General features: G+C 56.8%; 18 protein-coding genes and 1 pseudogene. 2 read left to right on the top strand and 17 right to left on the bottom strand.

Annotated elements, in window-relative coordinates; genetic code table 11:
• From pal to M5M_RS18740, 12 genes and pseudogenes are all read right to left on the bottom strand, one after another.
• Window positions 1–483, bottom strand: a complete 483-nt coding sequence (gene pal / locus M5M_RS18795; RefSeq protein ID WP_015049103.1) for a peptidoglycan-associated lipoprotein Pal — start codon at window positions 481–483, stop codon at window positions 1–3.
• A gap of 26 nt (window positions 484–509) precedes the next feature.
• On the bottom strand, window positions 510–1,781 hold the full coding sequence (gene tolB / locus M5M_RS18790; RefSeq protein WP_029879920.1) for a Tol-Pal system beta propeller repeat protein TolB: 1,272 nt from the start codon (window positions 1,779–1,781) through the stop codon (window positions 510–512).
• Window positions 1,782–1,792: 11 nt separating this feature from the next.
• Window positions 1,793–2,551, bottom strand: coding sequence for a cell envelope integrity protein TolA (tolA, locus tag M5M_RS18785; RefSeq protein WP_015049101.1), 759 nt, complete (start codon window positions 2,549–2,551; stop codon window positions 1,793–1,795).
• A 3-nt stretch (window positions 2,552–2,554) separates the two neighbouring features.
• On the bottom strand, window positions 2,555–2,950 hold the full coding sequence (gene tolR, locus M5M_RS18780; protein WP_029879922.1) for a protein TolR: 396 nt from the start codon (window positions 2,948–2,950) through the stop codon (window positions 2,555–2,557).
• Between the two features lie 53 nt (window positions 2,951–3,003).
• Window positions 3,004–3,687 (bottom strand): annotated as a pseudogene (gene tolQ, locus M5M_RS18775) (protein TolQ).
• 64 nt (window positions 3,688–3,751) lie between these two features.
• Complete coding sequence (gene ybgC, locus M5M_RS18770; RefSeq protein ID WP_015049099.1) at window positions 3,752–4,177, bottom strand: tol-pal system-associated acyl-CoA thioesterase; 426 nt, start codon at window positions 4,175–4,177, stop codon at window positions 3,752–3,754.
• Window positions 4,170–5,177: a Holliday junction branch migration DNA helicase RuvB gene (gene ruvB, locus M5M_RS18765; RefSeq protein ID WP_015049098.1), complete on the bottom strand. Its 1,008-nt coding sequence runs from the start codon at window positions 5,175–5,177 to the stop codon at window positions 4,170–4,172. The genes ybgC and ruvB overlap by 8 nt, the downstream gene beginning before the upstream one ends.
• Window positions 5,178–5,180: 3 nt before the next feature.
• Entirely contained in the window at window positions 5,181–5,801 is a 621-nt protein-coding gene (gene ruvA, locus M5M_RS18760) for a Holliday junction branch migration protein RuvA (protein WP_015049097.1), read from the bottom strand.
• Window positions 5,802–5,837: 36 nt separating this feature from the next.
• Entirely contained in the window at window positions 5,838–6,353 is a 516-nt protein-coding gene (gene ruvC / locus M5M_RS18755; protein WP_015049096.1) for a crossover junction endodeoxyribonuclease RuvC, read from the bottom strand.
• Between the two features lie 59 nt (window positions 6,354–6,412).
• Window positions 6,413–7,156, bottom strand: a complete 744-nt coding sequence (locus tag M5M_RS18750) for a YebC/PmpR family DNA-binding transcriptional regulator (RefSeq protein WP_015049095.1) — start codon at window positions 7,154–7,156, stop codon at window positions 6,413–6,415.
• Between the two features lie 13 nt (window positions 7,157–7,169).
• Window positions 7,170–8,942, bottom strand: coding sequence for an aspartate--tRNA ligase (gene aspS / locus M5M_RS18745; RefSeq protein ID WP_015049094.1), 1,773 nt, complete (start codon window positions 8,940–8,942; stop codon window positions 7,170–7,172).
• A gap of 25 nt (window positions 8,943–8,967) precedes the next feature.
• Entirely contained in the window at window positions 8,968–9,237 is a 270-nt protein-coding gene (locus M5M_RS18740) for an FmdB family zinc ribbon protein (RefSeq protein ID WP_015049093.1), read from the bottom strand.
• Window positions 9,238–9,396: 159 nt separating this feature from the next.
• Between M5M_RS18740 and M5M_RS18735 the strand changes: the two genes are divergently transcribed.
• Window positions 9,397–10,512, top strand: coding sequence for an HD domain-containing phosphohydrolase (locus M5M_RS18735; RefSeq protein WP_015049092.1), 1,116 nt, complete (start codon window positions 9,397–9,399; stop codon window positions 10,510–10,512).
• Window positions 10,513–10,737: 225 nt separating this feature from the next.
• Window positions 10,738–11,163: an HU family DNA-binding protein gene (locus M5M_RS18730; RefSeq protein WP_015049091.1), complete on the top strand. Its 426-nt coding sequence runs from the start codon at window positions 10,738–10,740 to the stop codon at window positions 11,161–11,163.
• A 951-nt stretch (window positions 11,164–12,114) separates the two neighbouring features.
• Here the strand turns inward: M5M_RS18730 and M5M_RS18725 are convergent.
• From M5M_RS18725 to M5M_RS20870, 5 genes are all read right to left on the bottom strand, one after another.
• Window positions 12,115–13,947 carry a DUF885 domain-containing protein gene (locus tag M5M_RS18725; protein ID WP_015049090.1) on the bottom strand — a complete coding sequence of 611 codons (1,833 nt, stop codon included), beginning with the start codon at window positions 13,945–13,947 and terminating at the stop codon, window positions 12,115–12,117.
• 82 nt (window positions 13,948–14,029) lie between these two features.
• Window positions 14,030–14,764 carry a FadR/GntR family transcriptional regulator gene (locus M5M_RS18720; RefSeq protein WP_015049089.1) on the bottom strand — a complete coding sequence of 245 codons (735 nt, stop codon included), beginning with the start codon at window positions 14,762–14,764 and terminating at the stop codon, window positions 14,030–14,032.
• 330 nt (window positions 14,765–15,094) lie between these two features.
• Complete coding sequence (locus M5M_RS18715) at window positions 15,095–15,523, bottom strand: DUF6702 family protein (protein WP_338057815.1); 429 nt, start codon at window positions 15,521–15,523, stop codon at window positions 15,095–15,097.
• Window positions 15,524–15,582: 59 nt separating this feature from the next.
• Window positions 15,583–17,841, bottom strand: coding sequence for a M1 family metallopeptidase (locus tag M5M_RS18710; protein WP_015049087.1), 2,259 nt, complete (start codon window positions 17,839–17,841; stop codon window positions 15,583–15,585).
• A complete protein-coding gene (locus M5M_RS20870; protein ID WP_015049086.1) occupies window positions 17,814–18,026 on the bottom strand; it encodes a hypothetical protein in 213 nt (70 codons plus the stop codon). The genes M5M_RS18710 and M5M_RS20870 overlap by 28 nt, the downstream gene beginning before the upstream one ends.
• Window positions 18,027–18,068 lie beyond the last annotated feature (42 nt).

The raw sequence follows: 18,068 nt of genomic DNA, 5'->3' as shown, positions 1-18,068 counted from the left end.
TTATTTAACTTCGGCGCGACGGTTCTGGGACCATGCAGACTCGTTGCTGCCCATGGCCTGAGGACGCTCTTCGCCGTAGCTCACAACTTCCAGCAGTGAGGCGTCAACGCCCTGGAGTACCAGGAAGTCACGTACAGCGTTGGCACGACGCTCACCCAGCGCCATGTTGTATTCACGTGAACCGCGCTCGTCGGTGTGACCTTCGATGCGTACGCTACGTGGGGTTTCCTTCAAGCGCATGGCGTGCTTGGTCAGCTCGGCACGGGCACCGGGCTTCAGGGCAGAGTCGTCGAAGTCGAAGTAGAACACAGTTTGCAGTACTTCAACTGGCTGTTGCTCAACTACTTCCTGCACTGGCGCCTGCTCTACTGGCTGGGCGTTAGCATTGGCGTCATCTTTGGTATTTGAGCTAGAGCTACAACCGGCGAGGAACGCCAGAACCATTGCCAGACCCATACCACGCTTGATTGTTTGAAAAGTCATATCTCACTCCACTTTGGATTTGAGTGTTAGTCGAAAAAGGGTGACCAAGCAGGCTCTCTCACATCTCCCTGTTTGGACGGCAACCGGAACTTCACACCGGCATCAAGAGACACAGCAGCCAAAATGCCCTTGCCCTGATATCGGGTCGCGTACATCAGCAAGGCTCCGTTAGGGGCAATGCTTGGCGACTCGTCCAAGTAGGTCTCTGTGAGAATTCGCAGATCACCACTTTGAATGTCTTGAGTAGCGATATGGAAAACACCGTTTGAACGGTGGACCATGACCAAACTCTTTCCATCAGGGGAAACACGCGCCCTGGCGTTGTAATCGCCGGCAAAGGTTAAGCGTTCTACCATGCCACTTGCAAGTGTTACTTTGTAAATTTGTGGTTTTCCGCCGCGATTAGAGGTAAAAACCAGTGCTTTTCCATCCGGCGTCCAACTTGGCTCGGTATCGATGGCAAAATGTTGTGTGACGCGTGTAAGTTGGCGGGTACCCAGATGCAGCGTGTAGATCTCCGGATTGCCATCTTTCGACAACACAAATGCCAACCGGCCACCATCCGGTGAGAACGATGGTGCACCGTTCAGGCCCTTAAAGTTGGTGACCTGTTCCCGTCGACCCGTTGCCAACTCCTGAACGAAAACCGCCGCCCGGCCAGTCTCAAATGAAACGTAAGCAATGCGCTTTCCGTCGGGTGACCAGGTGGGCGACATGATCGGGTGTTTGGACGGCAAAACCAACCGGGGCCGAGCACCATCCGAATCTGCCAGCATCAAGTTGAAGCGGTCCGTCGGCTTGCCTTGCTGAAACGCCTCAACGTAAAGCACCTGAGTAGAAAAGGCGCCGCGGATACCCGTTATCTGCTCGTACACCGCATCACTGATGAAGTGGGCCAGATCGCGCAGCTGAGCTTCGCTGCCGGCAACAGTACGCTGCCAGATTCTGCGCTGCCCCAATATATCGAACAGTCCAAAGGTCACGGTGTAGCGCCCGGCAGACTCTTCTATATTACCGGTCACCAGGTATTCAGAGCCCAGGATGCGCCAGTCGCGGTAAATCACTTCCGCTTCAGAACGCGGAAATGCCAGCATGTCTTTTACCGGCACCGGCCGGAACTGACCGGAGAGCGTTAAATCCGCCCGTACAATACCGGGAATATCCTCGGTTAAGCGCGCCGACCCGTTATAACCAAAGGGCACAATGGCAATCACGGTGGGATTGTCCATGCCCTGGGTAATCTCAATGGTCAGGTTCGCGTATGACCCCGCACTGAACACCAGTGCGGCCACCAACATCAGCAATTTTTTCACTGCCGCAGATCCTCCGGCCTAAATACTAAATTCAATTGTCTGAAACTCTTCTCGAACAGCTGCGGGTCCATGCCCACCAACTCCGGGAAGCGCTCGGCTTTTTTTACTGCCTGCTCGGCCGCGCGGTCGAACGCTGCGTTGCCGCTGGACTGCAACACCTTCACGTCGATCACCCGGCCGGTAGGCACCAGTTGGATACTGAGCGTACACTGCATGCCATTACGGGCACTGGGCGGCCGGCTCCAATTCATAATAATGCGCTGGGTTATTGCAGCGGTATAGCTTTGCGAGGCCTCCGCATGGCGCTTTTCGGTCATGAACTCGTCTTCGTCTGCGACCGCGTCAAACAGCTGGTCTGCACGCCGCCGACGGGCTTCTTCTGCCGCCTGCTTTTCTTTCAGCTCGCGCTCTTTGCGGGCTTTTTCAGCCGCGGCTTTTTCCCGTGCGGCTTTTTCCTTGGCGGCCTTTTCCCGCGCAGCCTTTTGCTCGGCGGCTTTCTTTTGCTGCTGCTTACGGGCTTCGGCTTCGCGCCGCTCCTTTTCGCGCCGCTGAGCGGTCAGATCCACCACTTTCTGGGGCTTGGCCTTTTGTTGCTTGGGCGCCTGCGTTTCCAGCGTGACCAGCCGCGCTTCCACATAGTTGGGCACCGCCTTTTTAGGCGGCGTGCTGGCGGTGTACCAATCGGATGTCAGTACAAACACCAACAACGCGTGCAGGGCAACGCTGACGGCAACGGGGATTGAATAGCCCTGCACGACTTACAGCACCGGCGGTTCTGTAACTAACCCGACAGAGGGCGCGCCGGCCGCCTGTAACTGGGTCATCAGGCTGACCACCAGGCCGTACTCAACCTTGTGGTCGCCCCACACCAGCACCGGGGTATTGGGTTTCTGGCGCAGGACCTTTGAGACGGTATCGGTAATCTGGGCCAGTGGCTTGGATTGTTTCTGATCGGCACCTAAATTCAGGTAATAGGTGCCGTCCTGCTTGACCGATACGATCAATGGCTCTTCATCTTTCTGGTCCAGCGGTGCGGATGGCGCTTGCGGCAAATCCACTTTCACACCCTGCATCAGCAAAGGTGCCGTCACCATGAACACCACCAACAGCACCAACATCACATCGATGTAGGGCACTACGTTGATTTCTGCCATGGGCTTTTTTTTCGGTCGTTGAGTACTCACGCGCGGCCTCCTTTCAAGGCGACTTACTTGCTGTGAACCTGGCGATGCAAAATCGCCGAGAACTCATCGGAAAAGGTTTCGTAGGCGCCCAGCAAGGATTCCGCCTTGGCGCTGTAGCGGTTGTACGCCAACACCGCAGGAATGGCTGCAAACAGGCCCATAGCGGTCGCCACCAACGCTTCGGAAATACCGGGCGCCACCGTTGCCAGTGTGGCCTGGTGCACATTGGCCAATCCGCGGAACGAATTCACTGATGCCCCAGACGGTGCCAAACAAACCGATATAGGGGCTGACGGAAGCCACACTGGCCAGGAACGGCAGGTGGGTTTCCAGTTTTTCTCTTCGCGCGCCAAGGCTACACGCATCGCGCGCTGAACGCCTTCCATCACCGCATCCGGGTCCACATTCTGTTGCTGGCGCAGGCGGGAGAACTCTTTGAAACCGGCCCGGAAAATATTTTCCACACCGTCGGTATGGCCGCCTTTGCCACTGCCCTGACGATACAGCTGGTTGAGATCAATGCCAGACCAGAAGGTGCGCTCAAACGCGCGCAATGAAGCGGCGGCCTGACGCTGATAGAGCCCGCGCTGGACAATCATGATCCAGGACACCACCGAGGCAAGAAACAACAACGCCATCACTAACTGTACCAGCAGGCTGGCTTCGGCAATCAGGCTCCAGATTGAGAGTGGTTCGGCATTGGCCATGTGTTTTCTCTTTTGTTGGGTCTATTGTTCGGAACTGTCAGGTGTCACATCCCTGATCCCGGGCTTATGCGTCGGGGCCAGACTGCGGGTGCTGATACTGTTTTAACTTTGCGTGTACATCCGCCGGCAAGGCGGCCGGCTTCATACCCTCTTGCAGCACGCAGGCGACTTTTATTTCCGCTTCGGTCAACTGCTGCCCGTTGCGGAAAATCCGCTGGCGGAACACCACAAAAGTGCGCGCTAATTTACTGATCTCCGCAGTGACCTGCAAGGCATCGTCGAGCGTTGCCGGTGCGAGATAGCGGGTATTGGCCGAATGCACCACCAGCAACCGGCCGCCATCCAATAACGCGGGCTTATCATACCCCAGGGTGCGCATCAGTTCAGTGCGGGCGCGCTCCATATATTTGAGGTAGTTAACGTAATAGACAATACCCCCGGCATCGGTATCTTCAATGTAAACCCGCACGGGCAGACTGTACTCAGGCATCGGGCTTGTCCAATCCGAAGTGGCGGTAGGCGTGATCGGTCACCATCCGCCCACGCGGTGTACGCAACATAAAACCTTGCTGAATCAGATACGGCTCCAGCACGTCTTCAATGGTATCGCGCTCTTCACTGATCGCTGCCGCCAGGCTTTCCACGCCCACAGGGCCGCCGCCGAATTTGTCGATCATGGCCATCAGTAACCGGCGATCCATCTGATCAAACCCCTGGGCATCCACCGCCAGCATATTGAGCGCAGCATCGGCAATTTGAGCCGTCACCACGCCATCACCCTTAACTTCCGCATAATCACGCACCCGCCGCAGCAGCCGGTTAGCAATACGCGGCGTGCCGCGCGAACGCCGGGCCACCTCGAACGCGCCCGTGTCATCCATGCTGATACCCATCAGGCGCGCCGATCGGTTGACGATGTGGGTGAGATCTTTGACATCGTAAAACTCCAGACGTTGCACAATTCCGAAGCGATCGCGCAACGGCGAAGTCAACAAACCGGCCCGGGTGGTGGCGCCCACCAGGGTAAACGGCGGCAGGTCGAGCTTGATCGAGCGCGCCGCCGGCCCCTCACCAATCATGATATCGAGCTGAAAATCTTCCATTGCCGGGTACAGGATTTCCTCGACCGCCGGCGACAAACGATGGATTTCATCAATGAACAGCACATCGCCCGGCTCCAGATTGGTCATAATCGCGGCCAGGTCACCGGCTTTGTCGAGCACGGGGCCGGAGGTGCTTTTCAGGTCCACGCCCATCTCCGTCGCCACAATATTGGCCAGGGTGGTCTTGCCCAGACCAGGCGGGCCGAACACCAACGTGTGATCCAACGCCTCGTCGCGCGCGCGCGCCGCCGCAATGAAAATTTCCATCTGCTCGCGCACCTTGGGCTGGCCCACGTAATCGGCCAGCAGCTTCGGGCGCACGGTGCGGTCCAGATGCTCTTCGCGTTCTTTCGGTGCCGGGCTGATCAGGCGATCTTTTTCTATCATGGTTTATCCTGCCGGGATCATCGCTTTGAGCGCCAGACGGATCAGCTCCTGACTCTTGGCCTCGGGTGCTTGTTTGACAGCGGCAGTGATCGCCTTGGTGGCGTCGGTGGGTTTATAACCCAGCGCTACCAGCGCCGCTTCCGCATCGTCGCGTTCGGATAAAGACGGCACCCCACCACTGGCCTGCTCCATCGCCGCCAGCGGCGATACATCCACGCCCAGGGCGGGCAGTTTGTCGCGCAACTCAATCAGTAAGCGCTCGGCGGTTTTCTTGCCGACGCCCGGTACTTTTACCAGCGCGGCCACATTGTCTTCCGCCACGCAACGGGCCAGTACTTTGCCTTCCATGCCCGATAAAATCGCCAACGCCATTTTGGGGCCCACGCCATTGACCTTGATCAGCGTGCGGAACAGGTCGCGATCGGCCCGGGTAGCAAAGCCGAATAATTGTTGCGCCGTTTCCGACACTGCAAAGTGCGTGTGCAATAACACCTGTTTACCGGTGTCGGGTAACTGGTAAATGCTGGTCATGGGCACCTGTACTTCGTAGCCCACACCCTGAACGTCCACAATGAGGGTGGGCGCCTGCTTCTCGACCAGGGTTCCGGTGATTCGTCCGATCATCGGCCTATATTCCTGCTATTTGTGCTGTGATGAAAATTACACCATGCGTCCGCGCCTGAAACCGCCCGCGGCAGTGGTGCGCATAACGTGGTGGGAATGGTAATGACAAAGCGCAACGGCCAGAGCGTCAGCCGCATCTTCCTGCGGACAGGCCGGCAGCTTCAACAAGGTCATCACCATGTGTTGCACCTGATCTTTAGTGGCACCGCCATTGCCCACCACCGATTGTTTCACTTTACGTGCTTCGTACTCTGCCACCGGCAATCCGGCATTCACCGCCGCCACGATGGCGGCCCCGCGCGCCTGCCCCAGCTTGAGCGCACTGCCGGCACTTTTCGCCACAAAGATCTGTTCCACCGCACATTGGTCGGGCTGGTATTCACCCACTATCTGGCTGATGGCATCAAAGATTACTTTCAGACGGGGTGGCAGTTCGCCGGAGGGGAGTTTGATCACGCCACTGGTGAGGTAGCGCGGCTGGCGGGCACTGGTATCGATAATACCAAAGCCGGTTTTGACGGAGCCCGGGTCAATCCCGAGAATAATGGCCATGCAATTGTCTTTATCGTGGTTTGACAGAGTGTCCCATGCCCGCCGGGCCGGGACAAGCCTCATTCAAGCTCGGCCATCACCGCATCAGAAAATTCAGCATTGGTATAAACATTCTGCACGTCGTCCAGATCTTCGAGCATATCAATCAGTGCCATGACCTTTTCGGCGGTATCCTTGTCATCGATCTCCGCGTGCGTGGCCGGCAACATGGTGACCTCGGCGTCATCGGGTTTGAAGCCAGCGGCGACGAGCGCATCTTTCACCGACAGAAAGTCCTCAAACGCGGTGTGCACCACCACCGAGCCATCATCATTGACGATCACATCGGCCGCCCCCGCCTCGATGGCGGCTTCCATAAGCGCGTCTTCATCGGCACCGGCAAAACTGATCACACCGGTGCGGGTAAACAAATAGGCGACCGAACCGTCGGTGCCCAGGTTGCCACCTTTCTTGGAAAACGCATTGCGCACCTCTGCCACCGTGCGGTTGCGGTTGTCGGTCATGCACTCGATCAGCACGGCCACACCGGCCAGACCATAGCCTTCGTAGGTGCACTCTTCGTAGTTTTCACCGTCGGTCTGGCCCGAGCCCTTGGCAATGGCCTTGTCGATGGTATCGCGTTTCATGTTGGCGCCAAGCGCCTTGTCCACAGCCGCACGCAGGCGCGGGTTGTCATCGGGATTGGGGCCGCCTTTGGCGGCCACCGTCAGTTCACGGATGATCTTGGTAAATATCTTGCCCCGCTTGGCGTCCTGACGCGCCTTGCGGTGCTTGATATTGGCCCATTTGCTATGTCCTGCCATGAACGCTTCCCGCTTACTTCGCTTCTTTGGTCTCTTTCTCGCGCAGGCGGATGTGCAGCTCGCGCAGCTGCTTGTTATCCACCGCACCCGGGGCGTCTGTCATTACACAGGCCGCGGTCTGGGTTTTCGGGAACGCAATCACGTCGCGGATGGAGCTGGAGTCGGTCATCAGCATGATCAGACGGTCCAGGCCAAAGGCCAGTCCACCGTGGGGCGGCGCACCGAACTTGAGCGCATCCAACAGGAAGCCGAACTTCTCGCGCTGTTCTTCCGCGGAGATGCCCAGAATTTTGAACACGGTCTGCTGCATGGACTGGTTGTGGATACGCACAGACCCACCGCCCAGCTCGGTACCGTTCAGCACCATGTCATAAGCGCGCGACAGCGCTGTGGCCGGGTTGGCTTCCAGTTCTTCCGGGCTGCAGGAAGGCGCGGTAAAGGGATGGTGCAATGCCGCCACGCCTTCGTCGGTTTCCTCGAACATGGGGAAATCCACCACCCACAGAGGTGCCCACTTACGGGTGTAGAGATTGAGGTCGGCACCCAGCTTGCAACGCAGTGCGCCCAACGCTTCCGATACCACTTTGATGGTGTCGGCGCCGAAGAACACGATGTCGCCATTTTTGGCGTCCAGACGCTCCATTACCTTCATGGTCACGTCGTCGCCCAGGAATTTGATGATGGGCGACTGCAGGCCTTCCACGCCTTTCTCGATTTCGTTGACCTTGATCCAGGCCAGACCTTTGGCACCGTAAATGCCCACGAACTTGGTGTAGTCGTCGATCTGCTTGCGGGAAATTTCCGCACCGCCGGGCACTTTCAGTGCGGTGACGCGGCACTTGGGATCATTGGCCGGGCCGGCGAAGACTTTGAATTCAATGTCTTTCAGCAGGTCTTTGATTTCCACCAGTTCCAGCGGGATGCGCAGATCGGGCTTATCGGAACCGTAACGGTCCTGTGCTTCCTGCCAGGTCATGTGCGGGAACTCGCCCAGGTCCACGTCCATCAGGTGCTTGAACAGGTCCTTCACCATGCCTTCGGCAATGCCCATGATCTGAGCTTCGTTCATGAACGAGGTCTCGATATCGATCTGGGTGAATTCGGGCTGGCGGTCGGCGCGCAGGTCTTCATCGCGGAAGCACTTGGCCACCTGGTAGTAGCGATCAAAGCCGGACACCATCAGCAGCTGCTTGAACAGCTGGGGCGACTGGGGCAGCGCGAAGAACTTGCCGTCGTGGGTACGCGAAGGCACCAGATAGTCGCGCGCGCCTTCGGGCGTGGCACGGGTCAGGATCGGGGTTTCGATATCCAGGAAGCCCTGGCCATCCAGGTAATTGCGGATCGCGGTGGTCACTTTCGAGCGGAAGCGCAAGTTGTGCTGCATTTCCTGCCGGCGCAGATCGATATAACGGTACTTGAGGCGCACGTCCTCGCCTACCGCTACGTGGGAATCCAGCTGGAAGGGTGGGGTTTCAGCGGTGTTGAGGATTTCCAGTTCCAGGCCGTACACCTCCACCTCGCCGGTGGCCATTTTCGGATTAACGGTGGCTTCAGAGCGCGCACGCACGCGGCCTTTAACCTTCAACACGTATTCGCTGCGCACCTTGTCGGCCAGGGCAAAATTGGCCGAATCCGGGTCGAACACCACCTGCACAATGCCATCGCGGTCGCGCAGATCCAGGAATATCACGCCACCGTGGTCACGGCGACGATCAACCCAGCCGCACAAGGTCACTTCGCGGTCAATAAAAGAAGCATTAAGGGCGCCACAGTAGTCGGTGCGCATAATCAATTACCTGTTATCTCTGAATTTATGAATTTGTGGTGGCAGGGCAACTGCCGCAACCACCCGCACTCTGGGTGCCACAGCTGTCACCAGCCAGGTTCTTCTTGGTACCGGAGCGCTTGAAGTCTGTCTCGTACCAGCCGCCACCCTTCAGGCGGAAGCCTGCCGCCGATATTTGCTTGACCAATGCCGGCGCCTGACAGGCGGGGCAATCGGTAAGGGGCGCATCGCTCAACTTCTGCAGAGCCTCATGGTCGTGACCGCAAGACTGGCAAACATATTCATATATGGGCATAAACCGGACCTCTCATACCCTGAATCAACATCAAACGGACCCGGACAGCGCCAATCAGGGCGGCTATCCGTAAAAAACGGGCGATTATAGCCTGTGCCCCGCGCCGGATAAACCACCATTGGCTGCTATGCTCAAAGCTCACAGGCTGAGGAGCCCGACATGGCAGTGACTGATTTCAAAGACGCCTACAGCAACCCCGACGCTGAGACCATCACAGACTTCTTTGCTGACTTCGAAGATGCCTACCAGGCCTCGGAGTCCCTGCTGCTGAAGCTGGAACATGCACCGGAGGACGACGCCCTGCTCAACGACCTGTTCCGGCGGGTGCACACCATCAAGGGCAACCTCATCTATATCGGCCTGGCGGATATCACCCCCCTGCTACAGTCAGTGGAGGACATTCTCGAGCCCTTGCGCAAAGGTCAGATCCGTTACAACGACCTGTTGAGCGACCTGATTCTGGCGGCCATGGATCACACCCATCAGTGGGTACAATCCCGTCTGGCCGGCAACCCCGATCTGATCATGCCGGACACCATGCAGCAACTCTGTGCCGACATCAGCGCCATTGCGTTGGCCAGCGAATCCGACCGACCCGGACTGATTGGCAAGGTACTGCCACTGCTGGACCCGAAAGCCAACAGCGAGCCCCGGACACAACTACAGCAGTTCAAGATAGACACCCACGCCGACCTGAATTTTATGGAGTCTCTGCTGGCGGCAGTGGATCAACGCTCACCCTACTGGCACGGCAGAACCCGGCGCATCGCCTTGCTGGCTCTGGCAATGAACAAGCACGCGGGCCAGCCGGTAGACCCGACCCAGCTACTGGCAGCGGTGTATATGCACGACTTTGCCATGGCATTCCTGCCGCTGTCGTTGTTGCATAAACCAGAGCGCTATACCGCCCACGAGCGACAACAACTGGAAGAACACACCCGGGCAGGCAGCGCATTGCTGAACAGCCTGGGGCACTGGTCCGATGCCGCCCGCATGGTGCTGGAACACCATGAGCGCGCCAACGGCGAGGGCTACCCGATGGGGCTCACCGACGAACACACCTGTGAAGGCGCCAAAATCCTGGCCATTGTCGATACGTTTGACGCCTGCATTAACAGCCGCGCCCACGTCAACTTACCCCAGCGCCCGTTGATCCGCGCCATTCTGGAAATCAATCGTCACGCCGGCAGCCTGTTCAACCAACACTGGGTAGATACATTTAACGACGTGGTCCGACCTCGCCAGAAACCACCAGCACCAAACACCCACAGCTGAATTTCCGGCTTTTTTGTGCTTTTTTGGTCCGCGCTTATTGCCCAGCCCGGACTAATGCTTTATATATAGTGTCCAAGCGCATGAAGGAGCGTTTCAGCCTATAAAACAAGGCTTTTTTCACCTTCAGAGCACTGCAGTCCGCTGCAGTGGTCAAGAGTCGACCAACCCGGCCGGCTCAGGCCGCTTACCCTTTTATAAAACCAACTTCCAACAAAGGAATGATGCATGGCCGCCAAAAAAGCCCCAGCAAAAAAAGCCCCCGCTAAAAAAGCCGCTGCCAAGAAAGCTGCCCCCAAGGCCGCAGCGAAGCCAGCAGCCAAAAAGCCCGTTGCACTGAAAGCGGTCGGCGAGCGTTTCAACAAAACCCAGATCCTGACCCACATTGCCGAAACTACCGAGCTGTCTAAGAAGCAGGTCACTGCTGTACTGGACGAGCTGAGCAATGTGATCGAAGCTCACATCAAGAAAAAAGCCTGCGGCGAGTTCGTACTGCCCGGCCTGATGAAGATCAACACTGTGAAGAAGCCTGCCAAAAAAGCACGCAAGGGTATCAACCCCTTCACTGGTGAAGAGACCACCTTCAAAGCCAAACCCGCCAGCATCACCGTTAAGATCCGTCCTCTGAAGAAGATGAAGGAAATGGCGGGCTGATAGCGCTTCGCTTTGATGCTGAATGCCCGTTGAGGGCGTTTGGATAGAACAGAGAACCCTGCCGATTGGCGGGGTTTTTTGTTTTTGGGCGTTGAGATTTTCTTATACGAAGTTTGTGCAGGTTTTCGCAAATGGAATGCGTTTAAGCTGCCAATAGTTGGATCGAACCCTGCTGCGTGTCTATTGAGAAGCAGATCTTCACCCAACGTGCGAATAGTTAATTTTGTATTGTTCGGGAGGTTGTTCATTTTCTTTGTTTGTCCAAAGAAAACGAACCAAAAGAAAGGCCACCCCGACTGCGCTCGTTTCCAATTTTAAGCGCGTTTTTCGGGGTCGCGCCGACAGCCATCCTGGCAGAACGTCGCTCAAATGGCCTTCCTTGGCCATTTGCCCCCGAAAAACGCACTTAGAATTGGCCGCTACGTAAGGGGCCCCGAAAAGCGACCGTTCTGGAAGCCTGATACCTTAAACTTTTTCTGCTATTAGGTTTGAGTTGTGATGGGAAAGGTTTTGCTACGACATCCAACTCCCAGACATCTCAGTCTTTCGGATCATTGATAGCGGAAGATAGATTTGCTGCAATCGAATCTGGCACCCGCTCTTGGGGCCCCTTCTGTAGCGGTGAGCGGAGGGCGATTTCAGGGGGTACAAATGGCCAGGGAAGGCCATTTGAGCGGCGTTCCGCCATGGATGGCGGTCGCCGGCGACCCCCTGAAATTGCCCGGAGCGAACGAACCCGAAGGGCGCGGAAGCGGGGTGGCCTTTCTTTTGGTTCGTTTTCTTTGGCCAAACAAAGAAAATGAACAACCTCCAGAATAAATAAATCTATCTAAAGGCACGTTTGGCGAGGGCCTAACACTCAACGCAGCTTTAAGCCCCAACCAAAACATTTATTGGCAGGTTAAGCGCAATCCATTTGCGAAAACCTGCACAAACTTCGTTTAACTCAAATCACCCCTTCTTCCGGGCAACCCAATCATCCACTAACTCACCCAACAAACTCAGCGGCACAGAACCATTCTTCAACACCACATCGTGAAACTCGCGATAATCAAACTTATCACCTAATTCCGCCTGCGCCCGATCCCGCAACTCCAGAATCGTCAGCATGCCGACTTTGTACGAAACCGCCTGGCCCGGCCAGACAATATAGCGGCGGATTTCGTCGCGGATGTCGCCTTCGGTCATGGGCGTGTTCTGCATCATGTAGTCGCGCGCCTGTTGTTCGGTCCAGCGCTTGTGATGAATGCCGGTGTCCACCACCAAACGGGCCGCGCGGAATACTTCGTAGCTCAGGCGACCGAAGTCCTGATAGGGATCGGTGAAGAAGCCCATATCCTTGCCCATTTTTTCTGCATACAAAGCCCAGCCTTCGCCGTAGGCGGAGTACCAGGTGAGTTTCTGGAACATGGGCACGTCGGTGAGTTCCTGGGCAATGCTGCTCTGGAAGTGATGACCGGGTGCGCCTTCGTGATACGCCAGGGTCTCCATCTGGTACACGGGCAACTCTTTCATGTCACTCATATTCACGTAGTAGGCACCGGGGCGGCTGCCATCCAATGCACCGGGCTCATAGAAGGCACCGGTGGCGGTTTCGATGCGATAGGGTTCTACCGCACGCACTTCAAGCGCCGCTTTTGGCAAGGTACCGAAATAGTCGGGCGCTTTCGCCATCAGGTTGTCAATGAAGGCGGTGGCTTCGGCCAGGTAACGGGCACGACCGGCCTCGGTATTGGCATAATAAAATTGATCCGATTCGCGCAGGTGGGTAAAAAATTCCAGCAAGCTGCCGTCGAATTTCACCTGCTTCATGATTGCGCGCATTTCGTCGTGGATGCGCGCCACCTCGTCCAGACCCAGCTGGTGAATCTGCTCGGCAGTCATGTCATCGCGCGTGGTGTAGTTCTGTAACTGGGCCTGATAGTAGTTGGCGCCGTCTTTCAGTTTCCACACACCGTCATCGGCGGGCGTAATTTTCTGGTGCTGTTCCATCACCGCAATCAAACGGTCATAGGCGGGCTTCACACCCGACACCAGCGCGGTACGGGCGCGGGTTTTCAGCTCGGCTTTGTCAGCTTCGGGCAATTCCAGCTTGTCTACTTTCGCCACAAAATCCGCCCACAGGGGCGAATCTTCACCACTGTTATCGAAAGGCGCACCGGTAATCAGACCGCGTGAGGTTTCAATCACCACCGGGTAGGCAAACGCCGGCGGCAATACGCCCTGCTTCGCCCGCACCACGGCTTTATCGATCTCCACGTTGAGCACATCGCCGTAGCTTTCCAGACGCCGGATGTAAGCATTGGCGTGATCGGCATTGTCCACCCGCTGATAGCCGATGAGCATGGTGCTCATATCGGTATGGGGGCCAAAGAACTGGGTAAACACATAACCGCTGTTGCGGTACTCAGACAATGCCAGCCCATTGGTGGCCGTAAATTCCGCAAACCGGTAGGACACCTGCGCCGCCGGCGTCAGCGTATTCACGTCGAAACGCTCGCGCATTTCTGCCAGCCGTTGTTTGGTGATCTCGATATTTGCCAGCTCAGCCTGCTCGCTGGGGTCATTCCAGCGGCCATAGGCATCCAGGTCATCAATCATGCCCAGATAGGTTTTATAGGTAGGAAAACGCTCGAGGTCTTGTTTGAACTGAGCGTCGAACCAGGCGTTCAATTTTGCGGTTTCCTGCGCGCGGGTGGCTTCATCCACGGCAGCGGGTTTGGGGTCTGTGCCGGCACATGCCACCATCAGGGCACAAGCGGCTGCGATCAACCAGTGTTTCATACGGTTCCCTCCCTTGGGGTATGACAGAGTAGAAGCAATGACGCACCGGGCTACTCAGGCCGCAACCGCTTGCGTCGAGTGGTTAGCGCTCAGCGGCAGACAGAGCCAATACGCTGTCCAGATGCTGAACCATGGCAGCCGCCGCCTGATCTCCATCGCCACTGGCAATGGCCGCAACAATCTGCTGGTGCTCGCGGTAACTGTCTTCCACCAAACAGGCCCCTTCCAACAGCTCGCGGCGGAAAAACAGACCGTAGGCATAGAGTTCTTCTGCATAACGCGCCAATAACGGATTGCCGGCGATGTCCGCCAGCTTTTGATGAAACGCTTTATCGGCCAGCTGGAAGTGGATGACTTCCGAGAACAGCTGCGCCTGCTGATCCAGCATGCGCTGCAGTGCCTCAATGTCTTGTGGAGTGACCCGCGCCGCCGCCAGACGCACAATGTGCGATTCAATCAACTGGCGCGTTTCAAACACCTGCTCAATGGCATAGCGGCCGATGTCCAGACTGTGTAACGCCGGCATCAGACGGGCGCAGGTCTGCAATTGGGTTTCCGAGCGCAGCACCCGGGTTTTTGCCCCATGACTGACCGCCAGCAAGCCCTGCTCTGCCAATGACGCCAGCGCCGCGCGCACCGTTTCCCGGCTGACCGAAAACATGGCGGCCAGGTCGCGCTCGCTGGGCAATGTATCGTTGTGGCGCAGCAGACCCTGATAGATCATTTCCAGCAGCTTTTGCGCCAGCTGATCTTTCTTGGTCCTGGGTTGCAAAGGCGCCACCCCTTCGGGGGGCGGATCGAACAAAGGGAAATTCATAACGCACGGCTCCTTAACAGACTGTTGAAAAACTCCTTGCATGCTCAGGCTTACAGGCTGGTTCGTAATTTAGGCGCCGTTTTGAAAGTGTGTGTCCACCCACCGAAAAGCGGCAACGACAAGTACGGACCAGCCTGAAAGCCCCGTAGGGCGAGGCCTGAAGCGCACATCTGCTGCGCTTTATCTCTAGCAAAGGGAACCACCCTGTGCGTCGAGATAAACCACAACATCTGCACGCTTCAGGTCTCGCTGAGCATACCAGGGGTTTTTCAACAGCCTGTTAATCACAAGATTAACAGAGCCGCGAGGGGATGGAAATTTACCGGTATCTCAGTATTGCAGGCTTTGCCAGCCGCTTTCGCGCGTGAGCTGCAGGGAACGGACCGGCCCCAGGCCTTCCACATTGATCTGGTTCATCTGCTCTGGCCAGAAATCCTGCAACGCGGTGTGGCGGAACCACAGTTGCGCGGGGGCGGCATCGGGCACCGGCAGCTCCTGGTACACCCAGATAAACTTGCCTTCCAACTCCTGCCCCACGTAACTGAAGGATTGCGCCTGTTCACGCGCATAGCCCATAGCGAAGTGCGAAGCCACATACCGACCAAACTGCTGTTGCGCCGCTGCATCATCCAACAAATGAACCTGCTTGCCCGCAATCTGGCTGAGCGCATGCTCGGCATCGTGCACATAGAAACGGTGCATCACTTCCACATTGCCGGTGCGCGCATTGAACAGCACCTTGGTCATTGCCGCCTTCATCTGGTGGGCCTGCCCGACGCAGGCCCACAACGCGCAAACCAATAACAGCACGCCCCGGATCATTTTTTATGGAACCCGGGCTTGGGTTTTTCTTCTTTGGTGGTGATGTCGTGCATGATGTCGCGATACACGGGATCAGTACGCTCCTCATCTTTATAAGCTTCGATGCGCGACTTGATGATGCGACGGGGGTAATGGTTGTTTTCATTGTCCACGTCGGCGGTTTCCCAACGCGGGTCCACCACCACCTGCACCAGTTCTTTGTCGGTCACAATCAGCTTGGATACCGCCTTAGGTGAACGACGCCAGATCTCTGCCGGAATGTAGCGCTCTTCCACGCTGCCATCCTTATAGGTCAGTTCCAGCAGAATCGGCATCACCAAACCACCCAGATTGCTGAAATCCATCACGTAGTAATGCTTGTCTTCTTTCACCGCGCGCTCCAACACCTCGCGCTCCCAGGGCTCCAGATCTTCCAACAGCTGTTTGTAAGCGTTGCGTTCTTTATTGGTCACCGTGAAGCGATCGTTTTCATCGTAGAAATCGCGGATATCCTTGTTGCGCTCCAGCCAGGTTTTATTGCCGGCATCGCGCTCGCGCTTCTCAAACAGCGGCTGAGGCTTGTCGGCCTCTTCCAGACGGCGGCGCTTGAAATCCACATCGGGGTTTTTCGTGTCCAGCCGCAGCTGCCACACCTTATCGAGTGAAATGTCCACGTGATCGGTGCTGTAAAACCAGCCACGCCAGAACCAATCCAGATCCACACCGGAGGCCTCTTCCATGGTGCGGAAGAAGTCGGCAGGTGTCGGGCGCTTGTACTGCCAGCGCACAGAAAATTCCTTGAACGCGTAATCAAACAATTCGCGGCCCAGAATCACTTCGCGCAGGATATTCAACGCCGCCGCCGGTTTGGTGTAAGCGTTGGGGCCCAAACGCAAGACCGAATCCGACTGGGTCATGATCGGTACCTGAATATCGGACTTCATGTAATCCACGATATCGCGCGGCTCCACGCCCCAGGGCATTTCCGGGTCCCATTCGCGTCCGGCCACGCCGTCGAGAAAGCTGTTCAGGCCTTCGTCCATCCAGGTCCATTGGCGCTCGTCGGAATTCACGATCATGGGGAAATAGATGTGGCCGATCTCGTGGATCACCACACCAATCAGGAAGCGTTTTTCCGCCTGGGTCCAGGTGCGGGTGCCGTCTTCGTGCAAGGTGGTGCGCGGACCATTGAAAGTGATCATGGGGTATTCCATGCCACCCACCGGCCCATTCACGCTCTGCGCCACCGGATAAGGGTAATCAAACGAGAAGCGCGAGTAGACCTCCATGGTGTGAATGACCGACTCGGTGGAATATTTTTTCCACAGGTCACCACCCTCTTTCGGATAGAACGACATGGCCATAACCACGGGCATCACATCGCCGCCCTGCTGGTAACCGCGCGCATCCCACATGAACTTACGCGAGGAGGCCCAGGCAAAATCGCGCACCTTTTCGGCTTTGAACTGCCAGGTTTTGGTTTTTTTGGTGGCGGATTTTTCGGCTTTTTCCGCTTCTTCCTGGGTCACAATAAACACCGGGCGCTTGGCAGTACGGGCCTTTTCCAGGCGCTCGCGCTGGGTTTTGGTCAGCACCTGCTCCGGATTCTGCAGCTCGCCGGTGGCCGACACAATGTGATCGGCCGGCACCGTCAGGTTGACTTCGTAATCGCCGAATTCGAGTGTGAACTCACCGCGCCCCAGAAACTCTTTATTGGTCCAGGCTTCGTAATCGGTGAACGCATGCAAGCGCGGGAACCACTGGGCCAGCAGGAAAATGTCATTGCCACCCTTGCGTGGGTCATCGGGAAAATGCTCATAGCCCGAGCGCGCCGACACCGCATCTTCTTCCACGATGTTAAACGCGAAATCCATGCTGAAGGTGACGGCTTCGCCGGACTTTAACGGTTTATCGAGGTCGATGCGGAAATTGGTGCCCACGGTGGTGGTGCGCAGAGCTACCCCTTGTGCAGTTTTCACATTGCTGATGGTGTAACCCACCTCGTGGTCGGCCAACCACTGCTGACGGCGCAGTTCCGCCAGACTGATGCCGGCCGGCAACTCCGGCGTGGCAGAGCGGGTAGACGGGCCGCGGTTGCCAATGCCGCCAAAGGTCAGCGTGGTTTCGGCCATGGAATCCAACCGGAAGCGGTTCTGGTCCAGCTGCAGCCACAGATACTTGAGCGTGTGCGGGGAATGATTGGTGTAAGTGATGGTCTGGCTGGCGTCCAGCCGACGCTTGGCTTCGTTCAGGCGAACATCGATCTTGTAGTCCACTTCCTGCTGCCAGTACTGGGGCCGGGCTCACCGGTGGCCGCACGGTAGACATTGGGTGTGGGCAGCACTTCATCCAGCTGGCGGAATTTGTCTTCGAAATCGCCTTTGGTCTGAGAAATGGCAGCTTGTACAGAAAATGAACAACTTAAGCCCAACAGCAGGCCTACAACAGCAATTCGCAACATCGGAAGTCCCAATCAGTTTCATTTTACGCGAGTGAGCAAAAC

Source organism: Simiduia agarivorans SA1 = DSM 21679 (genome assembly GCF_000305785.2).
Lineage (GTDB): Bacteria > Pseudomonadota > Gammaproteobacteria > Pseudomonadales > Cellvibrionaceae > Simiduia > Simiduia agarivorans.
Note: the sequence above shows the minus strand (reverse complement) of the source record. Positions and strands in the feature narration are given on the sequence as shown.